Annotated in this window: 6 protein-coding genes; 4 read left to right on the plus strand and 2 right to left on the minus strand. The window is 70.9% G+C overall.

What is annotated here, in order from left to right; genetic code table 11:
- Positions 1–90 precede the first annotated feature (90 nt).
- Together C7416_RS05185 and C7416_RS05190 are read right to left on the minus strand one after the other, a co-directional pair.
- Positions 91–1,077, minus strand: coding sequence for a helix-turn-helix transcriptional regulator (locus C7416_RS05185; protein WP_111517416.1), 987 nt, complete (start codon positions 1,075–1,077; stop codon positions 91–93).
- 324 nt (positions 1,078–1,401) lie between these two features.
- Entirely contained in the window at positions 1,402–2,715 is a 1,314-nt protein-coding gene (locus C7416_RS05190; protein WP_111517417.1) for an MFS transporter, read from the minus strand.
- Positions 2,716–3,240: 525 nt separating this feature from the next.
- Between C7416_RS05190 and C7416_RS05195 the strand changes: the two genes are divergently transcribed.
- The 4 genes from C7416_RS05195 to C7416_RS05210 all read left to right on the plus strand — a co-directional run bounded on the left by C7416_RS05195 (position 3,241) and on the right by C7416_RS05210 (position 16,758).
- The gene (locus C7416_RS05195; RefSeq protein ID WP_111517418.1) at positions 3,241–3,846 is read left to right on the plus strand and encodes an SRPBCC family protein; all 606 of its coding nucleotides are present in this window, start codon (positions 3,241–3,243) and stop codon (positions 3,844–3,846) included.
- 142 nt (positions 3,847–3,988) lie between these two features.
- Positions 3,989–4,948 (plus strand): LysR family transcriptional regulator, encoded by a 960-nt coding sequence (locus tag C7416_RS05200; protein WP_111517419.1) that lies wholly within the window; start codon positions 3,989–3,991, stop codon positions 4,946–4,948.
- A 119-nt stretch (positions 4,949–5,067) separates the two neighbouring features.
- Positions 5,068–5,871, plus strand: a complete 804-nt coding sequence (locus C7416_RS05205) for a putative hydro-lyase (protein WP_111517420.1) — start codon at positions 5,068–5,070, stop codon at positions 5,869–5,871.
- A 183-nt stretch (positions 5,872–6,054) separates the two neighbouring features.
- Positions 6,055–16,758, plus strand: coding sequence for an LWXIA domain-containing protein (locus tag C7416_RS05210; RefSeq protein WP_111517421.1), 10,704 nt, complete (start codon positions 6,055–6,057; stop codon positions 16,756–16,758).
- The last annotated feature ends 15 nt before the right edge of the window (positions 16,759–16,773 follow it).

Below are 16,773 nucleotides of genomic sequence, written 5' to 3' on the forward strand. Positions count from 1 at the left end.
CGGCCCTCTCCCCAACCCTCTCCCGCAAGCGGGAGAGGGAGTACACAAGCGGGAGTCTGAAGGTCTGAGGCAAATCCCAACCCCATCAAACTAGGCCGCAATCACCCCCGCTGCATCCTTCCCCCTGTCCACCGACAGCGGTGCCCCCGGCGGCCGCAGCAATGTCGCCGCGCTGGCCAACTGCACGCGGTTGCGCACGCCGAAGTGGCTGCGCAGCCGGCGCATGTGGTAGTCGACGTTGAAGATCGACATGTCCATGCGCCGCGCGATCTCCTTGTCCGACAGGCCCTGCGCCAGGCAGGCGAGGATATCGCGCTGCACGTCCGACAGGCCCTCGCGATGGCGGCCGGCAAAGGCGGGGATCTCGACGTGGCAGGTCAGGAACTCATGCAGCGCCAGTCCCATCGCCAGCGCCTGGCCCACCACGGAATCGCCGATCCAGCGCCGGCTTTCGATGCCCGACATAAAGCTGATCAGCACGAACTCGCTGTTGCCCGGCATCGGCAGGTTCAGGAAGATGCCGCTGCGCACGCCGGCGTCGCGCAGGTCTTCCAGGAAGCGGCGGCGGCGCAGCGGTGGCACGTTGCCCAGCGGCGTCTGCGCCAGGTCATCGGCATCCCACACGGTGGGCAGGCAGAAGGTGCCCGGCTGCGGGGTGCGCGGATCGATCTCGTAGTAGCGCTCGCGGAAATAGCGCTCGCGCCAGCCCGGCGGCGAATAGCTTTCAAAGAAGGTGCGCGGCTGCAGCTGGCCGCCGACATGCGCGGCGGTGGCGTAGCCCAGCCAGTCGAAGCCGATCGCGCGGATGGCGGACTGCATCACGGCGCTGCGGCCTTCGTGAGTCGGCTCGGCTTGCAGCGCGGTCACCAGGCCGGGGGTGGCGCCGTGGCGCACGCGCTGCCTGACCGGCACCAGGTGGCGCTCGCCGAATACCTTGATGCCGTTGTTGGCCACCAGTGCCGGGGCGCTGCCAGGCGTGGTGGCCGGGCGGGCCGTGGGGCGTGCGGTGGTTGCTGCGGTGCCATGCCCGGACGCCCCCGCGTCACGGTACGGCACGACTTCCACATCTTTGATCATGTAGGCCTCCGACAACGAGTCTTGGCGTGCGACCACGGCCTTGTGAGCCGGTCCACGCGCGCAAATGGGGCTGGCCTGCGCGGCGGCACTGCGGGGCGCGGCGCGTCGTGCCGGTCGTGGCGGTCCGCCGGATGCTGCACGGAGCCTGGCCATCGCCAGCGCGTATCGCTGCTGCGCTGCCTTGCCGTCGAGCTGGCAAGCCCGACATACTGCTGACCCGATTCCCGTCGGAAGAAAACTGGGCAGGCCCCGCGTGGGGCTGCCGTGATTGTTATTGTGCTGTGCGCACGCCGCGGCGCCTGGCCGCGGGTGTCATGTTGTGCCCTACGCTTCCAGTGCCTTGCCGCGCGTTTCCGGCAGCGTCAGCGCGGCCAGGATCAGCACGCCATACGCGGCCGCGGCGAAGATGCCGATGGCGTGGCCCAGCGACATCTGCTGGCTGACATGGCCGATCAGGAACGGGAAGAACGCGCCGATGGCACGGCCCACGTTGTAGCAGAAGCCCTGGCCGGAGCCGCGCACGCTGGTCGGGAACAGCTCGGTCAGGAACGCGCCCATGCCGGCGAAGATGCCCGAGGCAAAGAAGCCCAGCGGAAAGCCCAGCAGCAGCATCACGGTGTCGTTGACGGGGATGTGCGTGTAGGCCAGCGCGATCGTCATCGAGCCCAGCGCGAACAGGATGAAGTTGCGCTTGCGGCCGATGCGGTCGGTCAGGTAGGCGCTGGTGACATAGCCGATATAGGAACCGACGATCACCATCGCCAGGTAGCCGCCGGTGCCCAGCACGGTCAGCCCGCGCTCGGTCTTGAGGAAGGTCGGCAGCCAGGTGGTGATGGCGTAGTAGCCGCCCTGCGCGCCGGTGGTCAGCAGCGCCGCGCGCAGCGTGATGCTGAGCAGGCGCGGCGAGAAGATCGCGGCGAACGAAGTTTTCTCGCTGGCTTGGGCCTCGCGCGCTTTGTGCTCGGTATAGACCTCCGGCTCCTTGACCAGGCGGCGCAGCACGATCACGAATACCGCCGGCAGCAGCCCGATCAGGAACAGCACGCGCCATGCGGTCTCGGCCGGCAGCAGCGAGAACACCAGCGCATAGAGCAGCGCCGCCAGCCCCCAGCCCACGGCCCAGCCGGCCTGCACCATGCCCACCGCCTTGCCGCGGTCCTGCGCGCGGATGGCTTCGCCGATCAGCACCGCGCCGGCGGTCCATTCGCCGCCAAAGCCGAAGCCCATCAGCGCGCGCGCCACCAGCAGCTGTTCATAGTTCTGCGCCAGCCCGCACAGGAAGGTGAAGAAGGCAAACCACAGGATGGTCAGCTGCAGCGTGCGCACCCGGCCGATGCGGTCGGACAGGATGCCGGCGACCCAGCCGCCCGCGGCGGAGGTCAGCAGCGTGGCGGTGCCGATAAAGCCCGCGTCGGCGCGGCTGATGCCCCAGGTGGCGATCAGCGTGGGGATGACGAAGCTCAGGAACTGCGTGTCCATCGCGTCGAGCGCGTAGCCGACCTTGCAGCTCCAGAAGGTGCGGCGCTCATTGGCGGTGATGTCGCGGTACCAGGAAAAGAAGCCGCGCGACGGTGCTGCCTCGGCGTTGGCGGGCGATGATGGCTGGGGGCTCTGGATACTGCCGATCTGCGTTTCCATGCATTCCTCTCGTGCGATGTCTGGCTCGGCCTGGCAGCGCGCGTGGTGCGCGGCGCTTGCCTTGTGGTCCCGGCATGCGTTGCCGGCTACCGCTGGCGCGTTTCGTTGGCGACTGTCGGCGCGGCGGTACGCGGTTGCAGCGCCTCCTGCGGTGCGCCCGCTGACTGCATTCTTGAAAGGCACGGCAGCCCGCGTCCAACTAGTTTTTCGGGCGGCGGCCGATAAGAAAAATTGATTCCTGTGCTGAAAGCCCGTCAATGCGCGGCTGGCGCCGTTCCAGCCCGTGGTGCCATCGCCACGGCCCGCGGGTTTTCCCCGATGCCGCGGCGGCGCGCGCGGGCCCGCACCCGCGAGGGCATAAGCATACGGCGCGCCAGCGCATGCGGGTTGGCCACGGGCCTACGGAAACCCGTAGGCCGGGGTGTTGCAAGCCCCGGGCGCTACGAGCCTTCGGTAATGGCACACGCCGCCGCGCTCGGCTAGGCTTGCACCCATTGCCCTCACCGTGCGCGTGCCGCCTTGCCGATGCCTAGCCTTGTCTGCCTGAACCTGTCCACGCTCCGGCTCGCCGTGCCGGCGCTGCTGCTGGCGTGGCAGGCGCCGGCGCACGCGCAGCTGATCCCCGTGGAGCGCTCGGTCGAGGTGCTGGCCGATCCGGCGCGGGTGTGGGACCTGGCCGGCGGCTACTGCGCGGTGCCGGACTGGGACACCGTCTACAAGGACTGCCGCGTGGTGCTGGGCAGCGGCAGCCCGGGCACGGTACGCCGCATGGCCCACAAGGCCGGCGGGCTGCCGGCGGTCGACGTGCTGACCGACAGGGGGCCATTCTCCTACAGCTACCGCAAGCTCTCCAGCCATACGCGCGGTCGGCTGCAGGCCGCGCCGGGGCAGGGCGTGGGCACCACGCGCGTGACCTGGCAGATGTGGCTGGACCCGTCGGCCGTGCCCGACGGCGCGCACGCCGAGTATCCGGCGGCGCTGGGCGACGACATGCTGGCCGCGCTGCAGCGCATGAAGGCGCAGGCCGAAGCGGCGCAGCATGAGGCCGAAGAGGAGGCCGCGCGCGGCCCGGCACTGATCCCGCCGCGCCAGCCGCCGACGCCGTCGCAGCCGTCGCAGCTGGGAGCGTGAGCGCGGCGCGCCGGCCATGCTGCGCGGCAGCATGGCACGCTCCCGAGCGCCGCTGTCAAACGCTTGTTTGCCACCGTGTCATCGCGTAGATTCTTTGGCTTCGACACGCTGACGCCGGAGCGGCAGCCCATACCCATCGCCCATGAACCTGCGCTTTCTAGAAACCTTTGTCTGGGTGGCCCGCCTGCGCAGCTTCCGGCTGACCGCGGAGAAGCTGTTCAGCACGCAGGCCTCGATCTCCAGCCGTATCGCGGTGCTGGAGGAAGACCTGGGGGTCAAGCTGTTCCTGCGCGATTCGCGCGGCGTGACGCTGACGCCGGAGGGCCAGCGCGTGCTGGAGTACGCCGAGAAGATGGTGAACACCATGCACCATATGCGGCAGTCGCTGGACCGCTCGCGCGCCATTGCGGGGCGCGTGCGCATCGGCGCGATGGACTCGGTGATCCATACCTGGCTCTCCACCGTGGTCAAGCGCGCGATGCAGGCCTATCCGGCGCTGGAGATCGAACTGACCGCCGATGCCGCGCTGAACCTGTGCGACCAGCTGCAGAAGGGCTATCTCGACGTGATCTTCCAGACCGACCTGCTGCGGCTGGAAACGGTGCGCAATGTCGAACTGGCGCGCTACCCGATCCGCTGGATCGTCGCCACCGGCTCCGCCTGTGACCGGCCCTATGCCTCGCTCGACGAACTGGCCGCCGAGCGCGTCATCACCTTCGTCAAGAACTCGCGCCCGCACCAGGACATCCTGAGCCTGTTCCACCTGAACGGGGTGGCGTCGCCGCGCATCAACTGCGTGAACTCGGTGGCGGCGATGACGCGGCTGATCGGCGACGGCTTCGGCATCGGCGCGGTGCCGCCGGCACTGGTGCGCAAGGAGCTGGCCGACGGTACGCTGTCGGTGGTCGACGTGGAGAACCATCCGCCCGCGCTCGATATCGTCGCCTCGTGGCGCATTGGCGCGGGGCTGGAGGTCAACGAGTCGATCGTCGGGCTGGCCACCAGTGTGGTGGCGGAGTTCTGCGCCGAGGTCGGCGAGGACATGGCGGTGCCGGTGCAGGCGCCCGCGGCGGCATCGGCGGCGCCCCCCGCGGGCTCGTAGTCATCGGATTCCTTTATCGCGCTCGATCCGAAAGATTTGTTGGACGCCGGCGCCGGCCGGCGCCCAGAATCGGCAGGTCAACCCGACTTTGCGCGCCGCCCGGCGCCCGCCTGCCGACCATGAACCAGCCGCTCCAGCACGCCGCCTCGCTCCTGCCCGAAGACCCCGCCGCACTGCGCCAGCTGATCCGCGCTGGCCGCTACCGCGGCCATACCAGCGGCCTGGCGCGCGGCCACGTGCAGGCCAATATCGTGATCTTGACGCGCGACTGGGCCTATGACTTCCTGCAGTTCTGCGCGCTCAACCGCAAGGCCTGCCCGCTGATCGACGTGACCGACCCGGGCGACCCGGTGTTCCGCAACCTCGGGCGCGACGTCGACATCCGCACCGACGTGCCGATGTACCGGGTCTACCGCGACGGCAACGCCTACCACGAGACCACCGGCATCACCGAGCTGTGGCGCGACGACTTCGTCGCCTTTGCCATCGGCTGCTCGTTCTCGTTCGAGCAGGCGCTGCTGGCGGCCAACGTGCCGCTCAAGCACATCAACCTGGGCCGCAACGTCGCCATGTACCGCACCGCGATCGAGACCCGTCCGGCCGGCCGGCTGTCGGGCAAGCTGGTGGTGTCGATGCGCCCGCTCAAGGCCGCCGATGCGATCCTGGCCACCGAGATCACCGCGCGCTATCCCGACGTGCACGGCGCGCCGGTGCATATCGGCGACCCGCGGCTGATCGGCATCGAGGATATCGAAGCGCCCGACTACGGCGACGCGGTGCCGCTCGACGCCGATGAAATCCCGGTGTTCTGGGCCTGCGGCGTCACGCCCCAGGCGGTGATCCGCGAGGCGCGGCCCGAGATCTGCATCACCCATGCGCCCGGCTGCATGCTGGTGACCGACCTCGACAACAACCGCCTGTAACCAACCTGCCTGCGCAGGGCCTACGAATTCCCATAGTTGGCCTGCGCCGCCGACGCGCGCAGAATCGGCGCGCATGATGCCCGCGGCTTGCCCGCTGCTGGCGCGCGGCCCCGGCCGCGTGCCCGGGCATCGGCAACCGTCTGACCTGCCGGCACGCGCCGGCGTCGCCAGGAGACTTGCGTCATGCTGGATTTCATGGATGCCATCCGGGCTGCCGCGCGCGCGGCCGCCGAGGCCGCGGCCCGCGCCGCCGCCGAAGCCGCGCGCGAGGCCGCCGAACGGGCCGCCCGCGAAGCTGCCGAACGCGCCCAGCGCGCGGCCGAGGCGCGCGAGACCCAGCGCCAGCAGGACACCCAGAACACGCAGCAGGCGCAACAGTCGCAACAGTCGCAACAAACCCAACAAAATCAGCAGGGCAGACCCGCGGACCAGCCCGACAAGCCGCAGGCGGTGGTGGTGACGCCGGCGCTCTACACCGCCAATGCCACCGGCGCGCAGTCGCCCAAGGCCATGCAGGTCGATGCGCCCCCGCCCGAGAAACCCAAGACCGATCCCGCCGAGGAAGCGCGCAAGAAGAAGGAAAACGATGCGAAGGCGCTGACCGATGGCTGGCAGCAGCAAGCGCAGGACGCCTATGACAAGGTCGTGGCCGATCTCGACGGCCGCGCCATGAGCGACAAGCAGTGGCAGCCGCTGGGCCTGAAGTACGGCAACGTGATGGGTGGCGCGCAGAACGAGCTGCGCGTGGCCGCCAACAACGCCGCGGCCACCGGCGGGGATGTCAAGGCGGCGGTCGAGGCCAAGGCCGAGGAGATCCGCAAGCGCTATGACGACCCCAATGTCGCGCTGAATATCGAAGAGACCAAGACGCAATTCCTGAAGACCGAGAGCACGCAGCAGGCGCGCGACACCCAGGGCGCGCGCTTCAACGTGGTGCTGGCGCAGGAAAATGAGCAGCAGGCCGCCGCCAGGGTCGACCAGGAACAGGCCGCCTACCTGAAGATTCCCGGCGGCATCCGGCGCTTCGAGCTCGAGGCCGACGACGAACTGGTCGCCGCGCGCGACGCCCATGAGCAGGCACAGCAGGAACGGGTAAAGGCCGAGGAGACCTTCCTCGACGCCATGCAGAAAGAGATCGACACGGTCGCGGCGAACGCCTACAAGCAGCATGCCGACCAGGCGCTGAAGGACGTGCGCAACGATCCGCACGACCGCACCCTCTCGATGGCGGACCGCTCGTACGACCTGACCCTGGCCAACGGCAAGGTCGGCGACGCCGATGCGCAGCTGCAGGCGCTGGCGTCGGGCCAGGGCGTCAAGGTGCCGGACAGCTATCGCCAGCAGGCGGTGCAGGACCTGAAGGCGCGCTACGGCACCGAGGGCGGCATGGGCCAGCTGATCGACCGGGTCGACCTGCGCGGGCGCATCGCCGGCGAGATGGAGCACCTGACTGCGTCGACCGACTTCGAGCGCAAGCTGGCGCAGAACGACCCGACCACGCTGGCAATGGCGCAGGCGCAGGGGCTGACGCTGGATCCCGAGGCCAAGACTGATCCCAACTCCACCACGCCGCGCGACCTGCCGCAAGCCGAGCGCGCGCTGATGGAACACAACCCGGCCGGCTACGTCATGTTCAAGGCGCTGGGCGCGGACGGCCTGGTGCCGGCCGCGGACCTGTCCGCGACCGATCCGGCCCGGATCGCCTACGACAAGGGCGTCGCCGAGAAAGGCCTGCTCGGCTACACCGTCGAGCAGCTCAAGGCGCGCAGCGAGGACCCCAAACTCAGCCAGGCGGAACGCGACCAGGCCGCCAGCGGCCTGAACCGGATGCTCGGCTTCATGGAAGGCTCGGTGCCGCTGCGGGTGGATGCCATGACCCGCGGCATCGCGCAGAAGCTGGACAGCGGCGACGTCACCGGCGCGCTGCAGATCCGCAAGGCCGGCGCCGATGCCGCGCAGACGCCCGAGGAGCGCCAGCTCTACGTCGACGTGCACGACGATCGCTTCAGCGGCGACCTGTTCAAGGCGCAGATCGAAGCGTCGATGGACCAGGATCTGAAAAACAAGACCCACGACGACGAGGGCCGGCCCATCATCGGCCAGGAGAAGATGTATGCCGACAAGGTGGGCGTGTACCTGCAGGAAGTGGCGCCACACCTGATCGAGGAAGATGCCGGCACGCTGCTGGATACGGTGAAGACCGAGTACAGCAACGACTGGACCGGACGCAACAACAGCCAGTCGCCGGGGTACAACGACTGGGACGACTTCTACCATGGCCTGTCGGCGGTGGTCGATGCGGCCGATGCCGGCTATTACGCGCGCAACCCGCAGGCCAAGCCCGGCACGGCCCCGGCCGCGTCCAGCACGGCCAGCTGGCTGACCGATCGCGACAACGAGGTCAGCATGCTGATGATGATGAACCAGGGCGGCTCGTCGCGCCAGGGACGCATCTACGGCGGCGCCCAGGACGCGGCCGCCAAGGGCCACATCGGGCTGTCGGCGGCGTTCGAGCAGTCGCTGAAGTCGAGCAAGGACGCGCCGGTGATGTCCGACGTCTACCTGCGCAATGCGGTGCAGCGCGGCAGCGAGGACTACGCCGGCACCGACGAGGCGAAGGAAGCCAACCAGCGCTTCGAGCTCGACAAGGACGAGATCCTGCGGCAGACCTTCGACAGCCTGGCGATGCGCAAGGAAGAACTCAGCGCGAAGGCCTCGGACGAGAAGGGGCTGTCCGAGGCCATCGCCCTCGGCGCGCCGCAGGGCGACGCCAACGCGATCCGCGAACAGATCGCCGCCGACGCCAAGGCCGGCACCACGGTCAAGGCGATCCCGATGTACGTGGCCGGTCCCGGCGGGGTGCCCTACCAGACCGCGGTGTTCGAGTTCGAGGGCAAGGACGGCAAGACCCTGTGGGTGGACGACCAGGGCTCGGTCTACGGCAAGGAGGAACTGGACGCGAAGCGCGATTTCCAGGAGAACAACCTGCTCTCCGACAAGGGCACGGTCTACTTCGCCGAAAACCTGGACCTGGGCCGCGACGGCCATGTCGACTACGCCGCGATGGACGCCCATATCGTCACCACCAGCGAGAAGGTGTGGGGCTGGGTCAACCTGGGCGTAGCCGCGGTCGGCGCGGTCGCCGGCGGCGTGCTGGCGGTGGCCTCGGGCGGCACGCTGACGCCGCTGGTGGCCGCGGCGTGGGTGGGCATGGTGGGCAGCATGGGGTACGGCGTCGGCACCTCGTGGGCCGCGCTGGACAATATTTCGGACCATGGCCGTTCGGTCAATCCCTTTGCCAGCCAGGAAGCGATGGCGCAGTGGCTGAACGTGGCCGGCTCGCTGGCGGGCATGGGCGGCATGGGCCTGGCCAAGACCGGCGCGCTGGCGATGAACGCGGGCACCCGGCTGGCCGGCAGCACCAACCCGCTGCGCCAGATGGCGGGCGGCATGCTGACCCAAAGCGCCGGCCACTACGGCAGCGCCAGCCGCGTGCTCAATGGCGTGGGCTTTGGTATCGGCGGGGTGCAGACCCTGCAGCAGGCCGCCATGTTCGCCGAGCATGGCGGTGAGATGAGCGTGTCGGAGAAACTGCAGAACGGCGCCATGCTGCTGATGGGCGCCACGCAGATGCTGCCGATGGCGATCCAGAAGCGCATCGGCGAGTCGGTGCGCGACGGCTACCAGGCGATGCGCGGGCGCGGCGTCGGCGCGGGCGATCCGGCCGGCATCGGCGGACCGGCGCGTGGCGTGGCGCCGGAAGCGCTGGGGGAGTTCCGCGACGGCAGTGGCGTGCCAGCCGCGACGCGCCCCACCACGCGCCGCGGCACGGCCGGGCGCGACGCCGAGGGCCAGCCGCTCGCGCGCACCGATGCCGACGGCCACTCCGGCCGCTCCGGCAAGCAGGCCGACGCCGAACCCGGCCCGGGCGCGGCCAGGCCCGCGACACCGGAGCGCAGCAGCGGCGCCAGGCCGGCGAGCGACGGCGGCACGGCTCCGGCCCGGGACCTGCGCACCCCGCACCGCCTCACGCCCTGGCAATCGGCCAGGCTCGGCACCGCCGCGGCCTTCGACATGGCGGTCACGCGCGGCGCGATGCTGCAGGAACGGGTGATCCACGGCATGATGGACCGCGCCATGAGCCGCGCCATGGCGCGCTACGTGACGGAGTCCGCCGCGCGCAATCCGTCGGGCGAGCGCAGCGGCAGCGGCCGCACCGACGCCCCCGTGCCGGCCTCGCGCCGCCGCACCACCAGCGCCACGCCGGCGCTGGCGCGCGCCCCGCGGCACCCGGTGGCCGAGGGCGACGCCGGCGTGCAACGCCGCACGGTCAGCCACGGCCCCGCGCTGGCCGCGCATGCCGACGGTCCGGATGCCCCCGCGCGCATGTCGCTGCGGCAGAACGCGATCTCGCCGCTGGACAACGTGCTGTGGATCGACGGCAGCATGGAGAACATCGGCGTGCCCTACGGCGCCGAGATGGCCGCGCGCGCGCTGGCCGACCTGGACTCGGTGATGATCGTCACCGGCCCGCTGACCGCGCACGGCCGCGCCGAGACCAACGGCCCGGTCGGGGCCGCCTCGCTGGGCGCCTACCTGGCCTCGCTGGGCAAGGATGTGGTCTATGTCACCGACCGCGCACACGCGCGTACGCTGCGCCAGATGCTGCGCCAGGACCTGAACCAGCCCAATGCGCGCGTCGAGACCTTCTCGGCCCGCGACTTCGCCAGCGCCGGGCGCCAGTCGCGCGCGCTGCTGGCGATGCACAAGCCGCAGGCGGTGGTGGCGGTGGAAGTGGCCGGGCGCAACACCAACAACGAATACCGGCTGCAGAACGGCGAGCGGGTACGCGGCAACGCCATGCTCGACCAGTTGCTGATCGACGCCAACGACATCGCCGACATGGTCACCATCGCCGTCGGCGACCACGGCAACGAGGCCGGCATGCGCGCCGCGCGCGACCGCCTGCTGCGCGACATGGCGGTGACCGAGCAGCTGGCCGACAGCTGGTCCGACGTCGGCGCCGACCACCTGGTGACTGGCATGAACTCCAACCTGGCGGCGCAGGCGATCGGCTTCGGCGTGCAGCGCGCGCTGGGCCACGACCGCGGCATGCCGAGCGTGGAGACCGTGGGCGCGCTGCTCGACACCATGGCGCGCCACAAGGCGCGCGACGGCGTCACGCTGGAGGTCGGCGCCACCAGCGTGCGCGGCTACGACAAGACCGTGCAGAAGGGCGTCTACGAGCTGCTGCAGAAGGCGGCCGAGCGCCTGCCCGCGGGCCTGGACATGGCGCAGCTGTTCGAAGGCATCCAGCGGCGCTTCCTGCCCGACGGCATCGACCCGGCCGACTTCGGCATCCGCGTGCAGGACGATGCGATCGTCATCACCGCCTTCGATTCCAGCAACGGCGGCCTGCTGGCCGCGCAGAACATCGCGCGCCACACCTATGCCATGACCGGCAAGGCGGTGCAGGTGGTGGCCTTTACCGACCATGCCGCCGGCACCTACGGCGGGCGCGAGCGCGGCGACCTGGTCAACCTGGTCCATGCCGGCGTGGTCGCGGCGCAGAAGGCCAAGGGGGCGGTCGACCTGTTCGCATGCAACACGGCGTGCACGGCGTTTCCGGAAGCGCTGGCCGGCACCCACCAGGCCAAGGTGGTCAACCTGATCATGCAGACCGCGCCGAAGATCGTCACCGAGGGCGGCGCGCGCCCGGTGGTGGTGGCCACGCCCGGCACGGTCAAGCTGCACGCCTACCTGGAAGCGGTGGCCGAGGCCAGCGGCGGCAGCGTCACGGTCAAGGAGATCGGCGCGACCGAGTGGGCCGATGCGGTCAACAACCTGATGCACCTGGCCGACGGCGCGCAGCTGGAGCAGCTCAAGGGGCTGGTGGCCAAGTACATCAATGCCGAGCAGATCCCGGCCGACGCCACCTCGTTGTGGTTTTGCTGCACCCACTATCCCGCGCTGGAGACGCTGGTGCGCCAGCAGCTCGATGCCATCGGCCGCAGCGACGTCACGCTGATCGACCCGATGCAGTACCAGGCTCGCAAGGGCGTGGAGATGCTGGTCGACCAGGGCCTGATCGACCGCAGCGCGCTGCTGGAGGAGCCGCTGGACCCGTCGGCGGTGCCCGACGACAAGACCCTGCCGACCATCGTCTTCACCACCGGCCAGCCGTCGCGGGTGTCCGGCCTGGCGCACGCGATGGGCCGGCGCCCAGACATCCGTGTGTTCAAGACCGCCTTCGGCGAGGCCGCCGACGTGTCGCCGGCGCTGGCGCTGGTCGACGGCGGGCGCCACCTCTCGCCGGTCGACCGCATCAGCTTCAACTACATCGGCCGCGGCCTGCGCGAGTTCTACATGCCGGGCGGCGCCGAGCGCGCGGCGGCGTCGCTGGAAGACGCCAGCAACGTGATGCTGGTGACCGGCTTCTCGGTGGCCAAGGACATGCCGGAAACCGACGGCCCCCCGGGCACCGCGGAACTGGGCCGCGCGCTGCGGCTGCGCGGCAAGCAGGTGACCTACGTGGTGGATTCGGCCAACCGGCCGATCCTGGAAGGCATCCTGCGCGAAATGGGCGAGCCGCTCGACAATATCCGCGTGTTCGATGCCCCGGTGGACCGCGCCGCCGAACCGGCGCGCGCGCTGCTGCGCGAGGTCGGCCCCGACCGGGTGATGGCGATCGAGCTGCCGTCGCGCAGCGCGCGCGGCACCAAGCACAATATGCGCGGCATCGGCATCGACGACTTCAACCCGGCGCTGGACCAGATCGTGCTGGAAGCCAATGCCATCGACGGCATCGAGACCCTGGGCGTCGGTGACGGCGGCAACGAGGCCGGCATGGGCGGCGTCGGCGGGCTGATCCCGCGCGCGCTCGACGGCAGCGATATCGCCGCGGTGGTGCCGGTGGACCATGTGGTCACCGCCAGCGTGTCGAACTGGGGCGCGTACGCGGTGTCGGCGCTGCTGCTGCGCCGGGGCAATATGCCGGAACGCTTCCAGAGCCCCGAGGAACTGGGCCGCGTGCTGCAGGCCGCGGCCGATGCCGGCGCCGTCGACGGCGTCTCGCGCGAGCGGGTGGCAACGGTGGATGGCTTTTCGACCGAGGTGCACCAGGCGGTGATCACGCTGTACGGACGCGCCGCCGCCGGCGGCGAGCCACGCGGGCCGGGTGCCGCGCGCGCACCGCTGCCGGGCGGGCCGGCGCTGGCGCGCACGCCGCTGGCCGACGCCGCCGAAGCGGTGGTCGCGCACGGCGGGCAGCTGCCGCGCAAGGCCGCTGCCGCAAGCCGCGCCGACGACGCGGGCAGCCAGCCGGCGGCGATGCCCGCGGCGCGGCCGCAGATTCGCGACGGCAGCTGGTCGGTGCGCGACGGCGCGCCGAGCCGCGCCGCGATCGAGGCCACGGTCGACGGCATCCACGGCTCCGGCGGGCGCCTGGCCGGCGTGCACTACGTGGTGACCCATGGCGATGGGCTGTCGATGCCGCTGCGCGCGGGGCTGCCCGAAGCGTCGTTCCTGTCGCTGCAGCAGGCCATGCGCGACCTCGGCCCGGCGCTGCAGGCGGGCGGCAACTTCCGCATCGCCATCGTGTCGCAGCGCGAGGCGGCGCGGCACGGTACGGTCGATGCGCGCAGCGTGATCGGCACCGTGCCGCTGTCGCTGCGCGGGCACAAGCCGCACGCGGATGGCTTTGCGCTCAATCCGGACTACCACGGCGAGATCCGCGCCGCGCTGCCCGATGACTTCCGTGCCGGGCTGCCGCTGGTGCGCCAGCAGGACGGCCGACGCATCGACGTGCTGGCCCAGCTGGAGCAGTTTCCGCGCGGGCGGGCGGACCTGGACCTGGCGCAGCAGGCCGGGCAGAAGACCTTTGGCGACGAGGCGGTGGCGGTGTCGGTGCCGCAGGTTCCCGGGCATTTCACGGTGCGCGCCGAGGGCCTGTTCGGCGGCATCGCGATGCGCGCGGGCGGCCGCGACGATGGCGCGCAGCCGTTGCTCGATGCGCCGGCGGTGATCGACCGCATCCGCGCGCACCCGGACTACCAGGACGGCATGCCGGTGGTGCTGTACGGCTGCTACGGGCAGGACGGCGCAGTGTCGCTGGTGCAGCAACTGGCCACCGGGCTGAACGCGCGCGTCTACGGCGCCGACGGGCGGCTCGACGTGGATGCGTTCCGCGCGCCGGGTAGCGACCTGGCCCATGGCGCGCGCCTGCGCGTGGCCGCCGATCCCGCCGCCATGGCCGCTTCCGGCGCGCCGGTGCATGTGCAGGACGGCGGCCGCTTCCACGGCGCCATGCCGGCGCTGCCGGTGGTGGCGGTCACGCGCGGCGGCAAGCCGGTGCAACAGCATGGCGCGCGCGCCGCGGGCGATCCGGTGCCGGCCAGCTGGCGCCAGGCGCCGGACCGCTGGGCCGAACTGGCGCTGGGCGAGCCGGCGGTGCGCGTCAACGCGCCCGGGGATCACCTGGTGGTGGTCGGGGCCGTGCGCCCTGAAGGCGGCCTGCGTGGCGAGGGGGGCGAGGGCATCGGCGCCCACGAGCTCGCCCTCCAGCTGGCGCACGACTGGGAGCCCGGCCAGCCCATCGTGCTGGCGCTGGACGGCGCGCATGCGCCGCAGGGGCGCATGCTGGCGCAGCAGGTGGCCGACGTGATGGGCACCGAGGTGCTGGTGCCGGAGTTCGCGCTGCGCCGCGGCGCCTACGCGCAGGATCCGGCCAGGAGCCAGATCGAGCTGGCGCAGCCGGGCCGCTGGCGCCGCCTGTCGCCGCAGCCCGACCCTTACGCCGGCCACAGCTTCAAGATTGACCACCATGGCAACGTGTTCCTGCGCCGGCCCGACGGCACCCGCGAACGGGTGCGGCTGGAGACCTACCTGGGGCCCCGGCTGGGCAGCGGCGGCGCCAAGACCGTGTTCGCGCTCGGCAAGGACCTGGCGGTCGGCATTGCCAACGAGGCCTGGCTGGGCGACATGGTGCACGGCGAGCGCGCCGCCATGGCCGAGGCCGCCGGCACGCACGGGCTCGATACCGTGCGCAGCTTCGGGCCGGCGTCGTTCGAGGCGTTCGGGCGCCCGGCCATCGGCTACGAACGCTACGCGGCCAGCACCAAGGACCTGTTCGATTCCGCCGGCCAGTTGCGGCCCGAACCTGCCGCGCTGCTCAACGATCGCTCGGCGCGCGATATCGCCGCGCTGGCCGACACCATGAAGACGCGCAGCCTGCACCTGGGCGACGTGGAGTTCGCGCTGTTCCCGGACGGCACGGTCAAGGTGGCCGACCTGACCCATGTCGAGACCGGCTCGGATGCGTCGCAAGGGAGCGCGGTGTATCGCATGCTGGACGCGATGCAGCAGGCAGCGCGCGCCAGGGGGAGCGACGGCACCCAGGGCGGCGAGGGCGGGGAGGGCGCAGTGGTGCGCGCCACCATCTCGCATGGCCCGGCCGGCAACGCACCGCCGCCCGGCAGCAATGGCCCGCGGCCGTGGAAGGTGCGCACCGCGCTGGCGGTGTCGGCGGCCGGCACCTTCGCCGCCGCCTCCGGCGCCGCGGCGATCTCGGCGCAGACCGGTGCCAACCTGGTGCTGACCAGCGCCGGCTGCTTCATCTACCGCGGCAGCGTGGCGATGGGGCGCACCGTGCATGCCAACAAAGTGATCCGGCGCGCCGGCACGCACTCGCCCGCCGATATCGCCTGGCTGCGGCGCGCGCTGACCGAGAAGCCCGGCACCGCGGTGTGGGGCATCAACGAAGCGAACCAGCAGAAGTTTGCCAGGGCGCTGGACCAGCTCGACGCCTACGCCCACGATGCCGACAAGAAGGACTTGCCCGAGGCCGCGGACAAGATCCGCGAGGCGCAGGCGGTGATCGGCACCATCGGCGCCTCGATGCTGACGCCCAATACGCGCGCCGGGCAGGTCAACGACGCGCTGCAGCTGACCACGCTGGCGATCAACAACGGCAACACCATGCTGTGGTTCGGCGAGCACGGCGTGACCCAGATCGGCGAGCCGCTGACCTACAGCAGCGCGGTGTTCCTGGCCGCCAATTCGGTGCTGAGCACGGTCAACTTTGCCGCCCGCGCGGGTTATCACACCGGGCTGGCGCAACCCGCGCTGCTGGGCGCGCGGCTGCGCAAGTTCGTGATGAACGCGTATTCGGTCGGCGCGGTGCCGCTGGCCGTGGCCGACATGATGCACACCGGCGGCGTGGTCGGCGCGATCGAGGCGGGCAGCCTGGCAGTGTTCGGCATCGGCGCGCACCTGCAGTCGCGCAACGAGCAGAAGCTGATCAATGCCGAGAAAAACCGGCTGGCCAGGGCCGCCGATCCCGACGCCGTGGACAAGCCGGTCACGCCATGGCTGGCGCAGAAATGGGATTTCTTCGGCCGGGCCATGCCCAAGGGGCTGTTGCTGCTGGGCGGCGGCGTGATCGTCAACTTCGGCGCCAAGATCCTGGTGGAGCTGCTCAAGGACGAAGACAAGGGCGCGCCGCGGCCGGCGCCGACGCCGACGCCCAGCGGCGGCCCCTCGACGCCTCCGGCGCCGCCGAAGGAGCCACCGAAGGAGCCACCGAAAGAGACCCCGGCAGAACCACCCAGGGAGACCCCGAGGGAGCGCCCCGCATCCGGATCAGTACGCGTGCAGCCATACAGTCCGGACAACGTCGCCGGTTCCACGCTATGGGGCATCGCCGGCGCGCATCTCGACACGCTGCTGTCCGACGGCCAGAAGGCCGAGGCCCGGGCGCAGGCGATGACGCCGGACCAGCAGGTGGCCAACTTCGCGCTGCGCGAACTGATCAACCTGAACCCGCGCTATCGGCTGGCCGACAACCCCGACCACCTGGAGCCTGGCTGGGAGCTAGACGTGACGCGATAGGGCAGCGGGGCGCCG

Source organism: Cupriavidus phytorum, from assembly GCF_003254285.1.
Taxonomy (GTDB): domain Bacteria; phylum Pseudomonadota; class Gammaproteobacteria; order Burkholderiales; family Burkholderiaceae; genus Cupriavidus; species Cupriavidus phytorum.

What these genes read in the sequence shown, in the direction of transcription:
- C7416_RS05185 (WP_111517416.1), bottom strand. Translation starts at nt 1,077, where the DNA reads ATGATCAAAGATGTGGAAGTCGTGCCGTACCGTGACGCGGGGGCGTCC.
- C7416_RS05190 (WP_111517417.1), bottom strand. Translation starts at nt 2,715, where the DNA reads ATGGAAACGCAGATCGGCAGTATCCAGAGCCCCCAGCCATCATCGCCC.
- C7416_RS05195 (WP_111517418.1), top strand. Translation starts at nt 3,241, where the DNA reads ATGCCTAGCCTTGTCTGCCTGAACCTGTCCACGCTCCGGCTCGCCGTG.
- C7416_RS05200 (WP_111517419.1), top strand. Translation starts at nt 3,989, where the DNA reads ATGAACCTGCGCTTTCTAGAAACCTTTGTCTGGGTGGCCCGCCTGCGC.
- C7416_RS05205 (WP_111517420.1), top strand. Translation starts at nt 5,068, where the DNA reads ATGAACCAGCCGCTCCAGCACGCCGCCTCGCTCCTGCCCGAAGACCCC.
- C7416_RS05210 (WP_111517421.1), top strand. Translation starts at nt 6,055, where the DNA reads ATGCTGGATTTCATGGATGCCATCCGGGCTGCCGCGCGCGCGGCCGCC.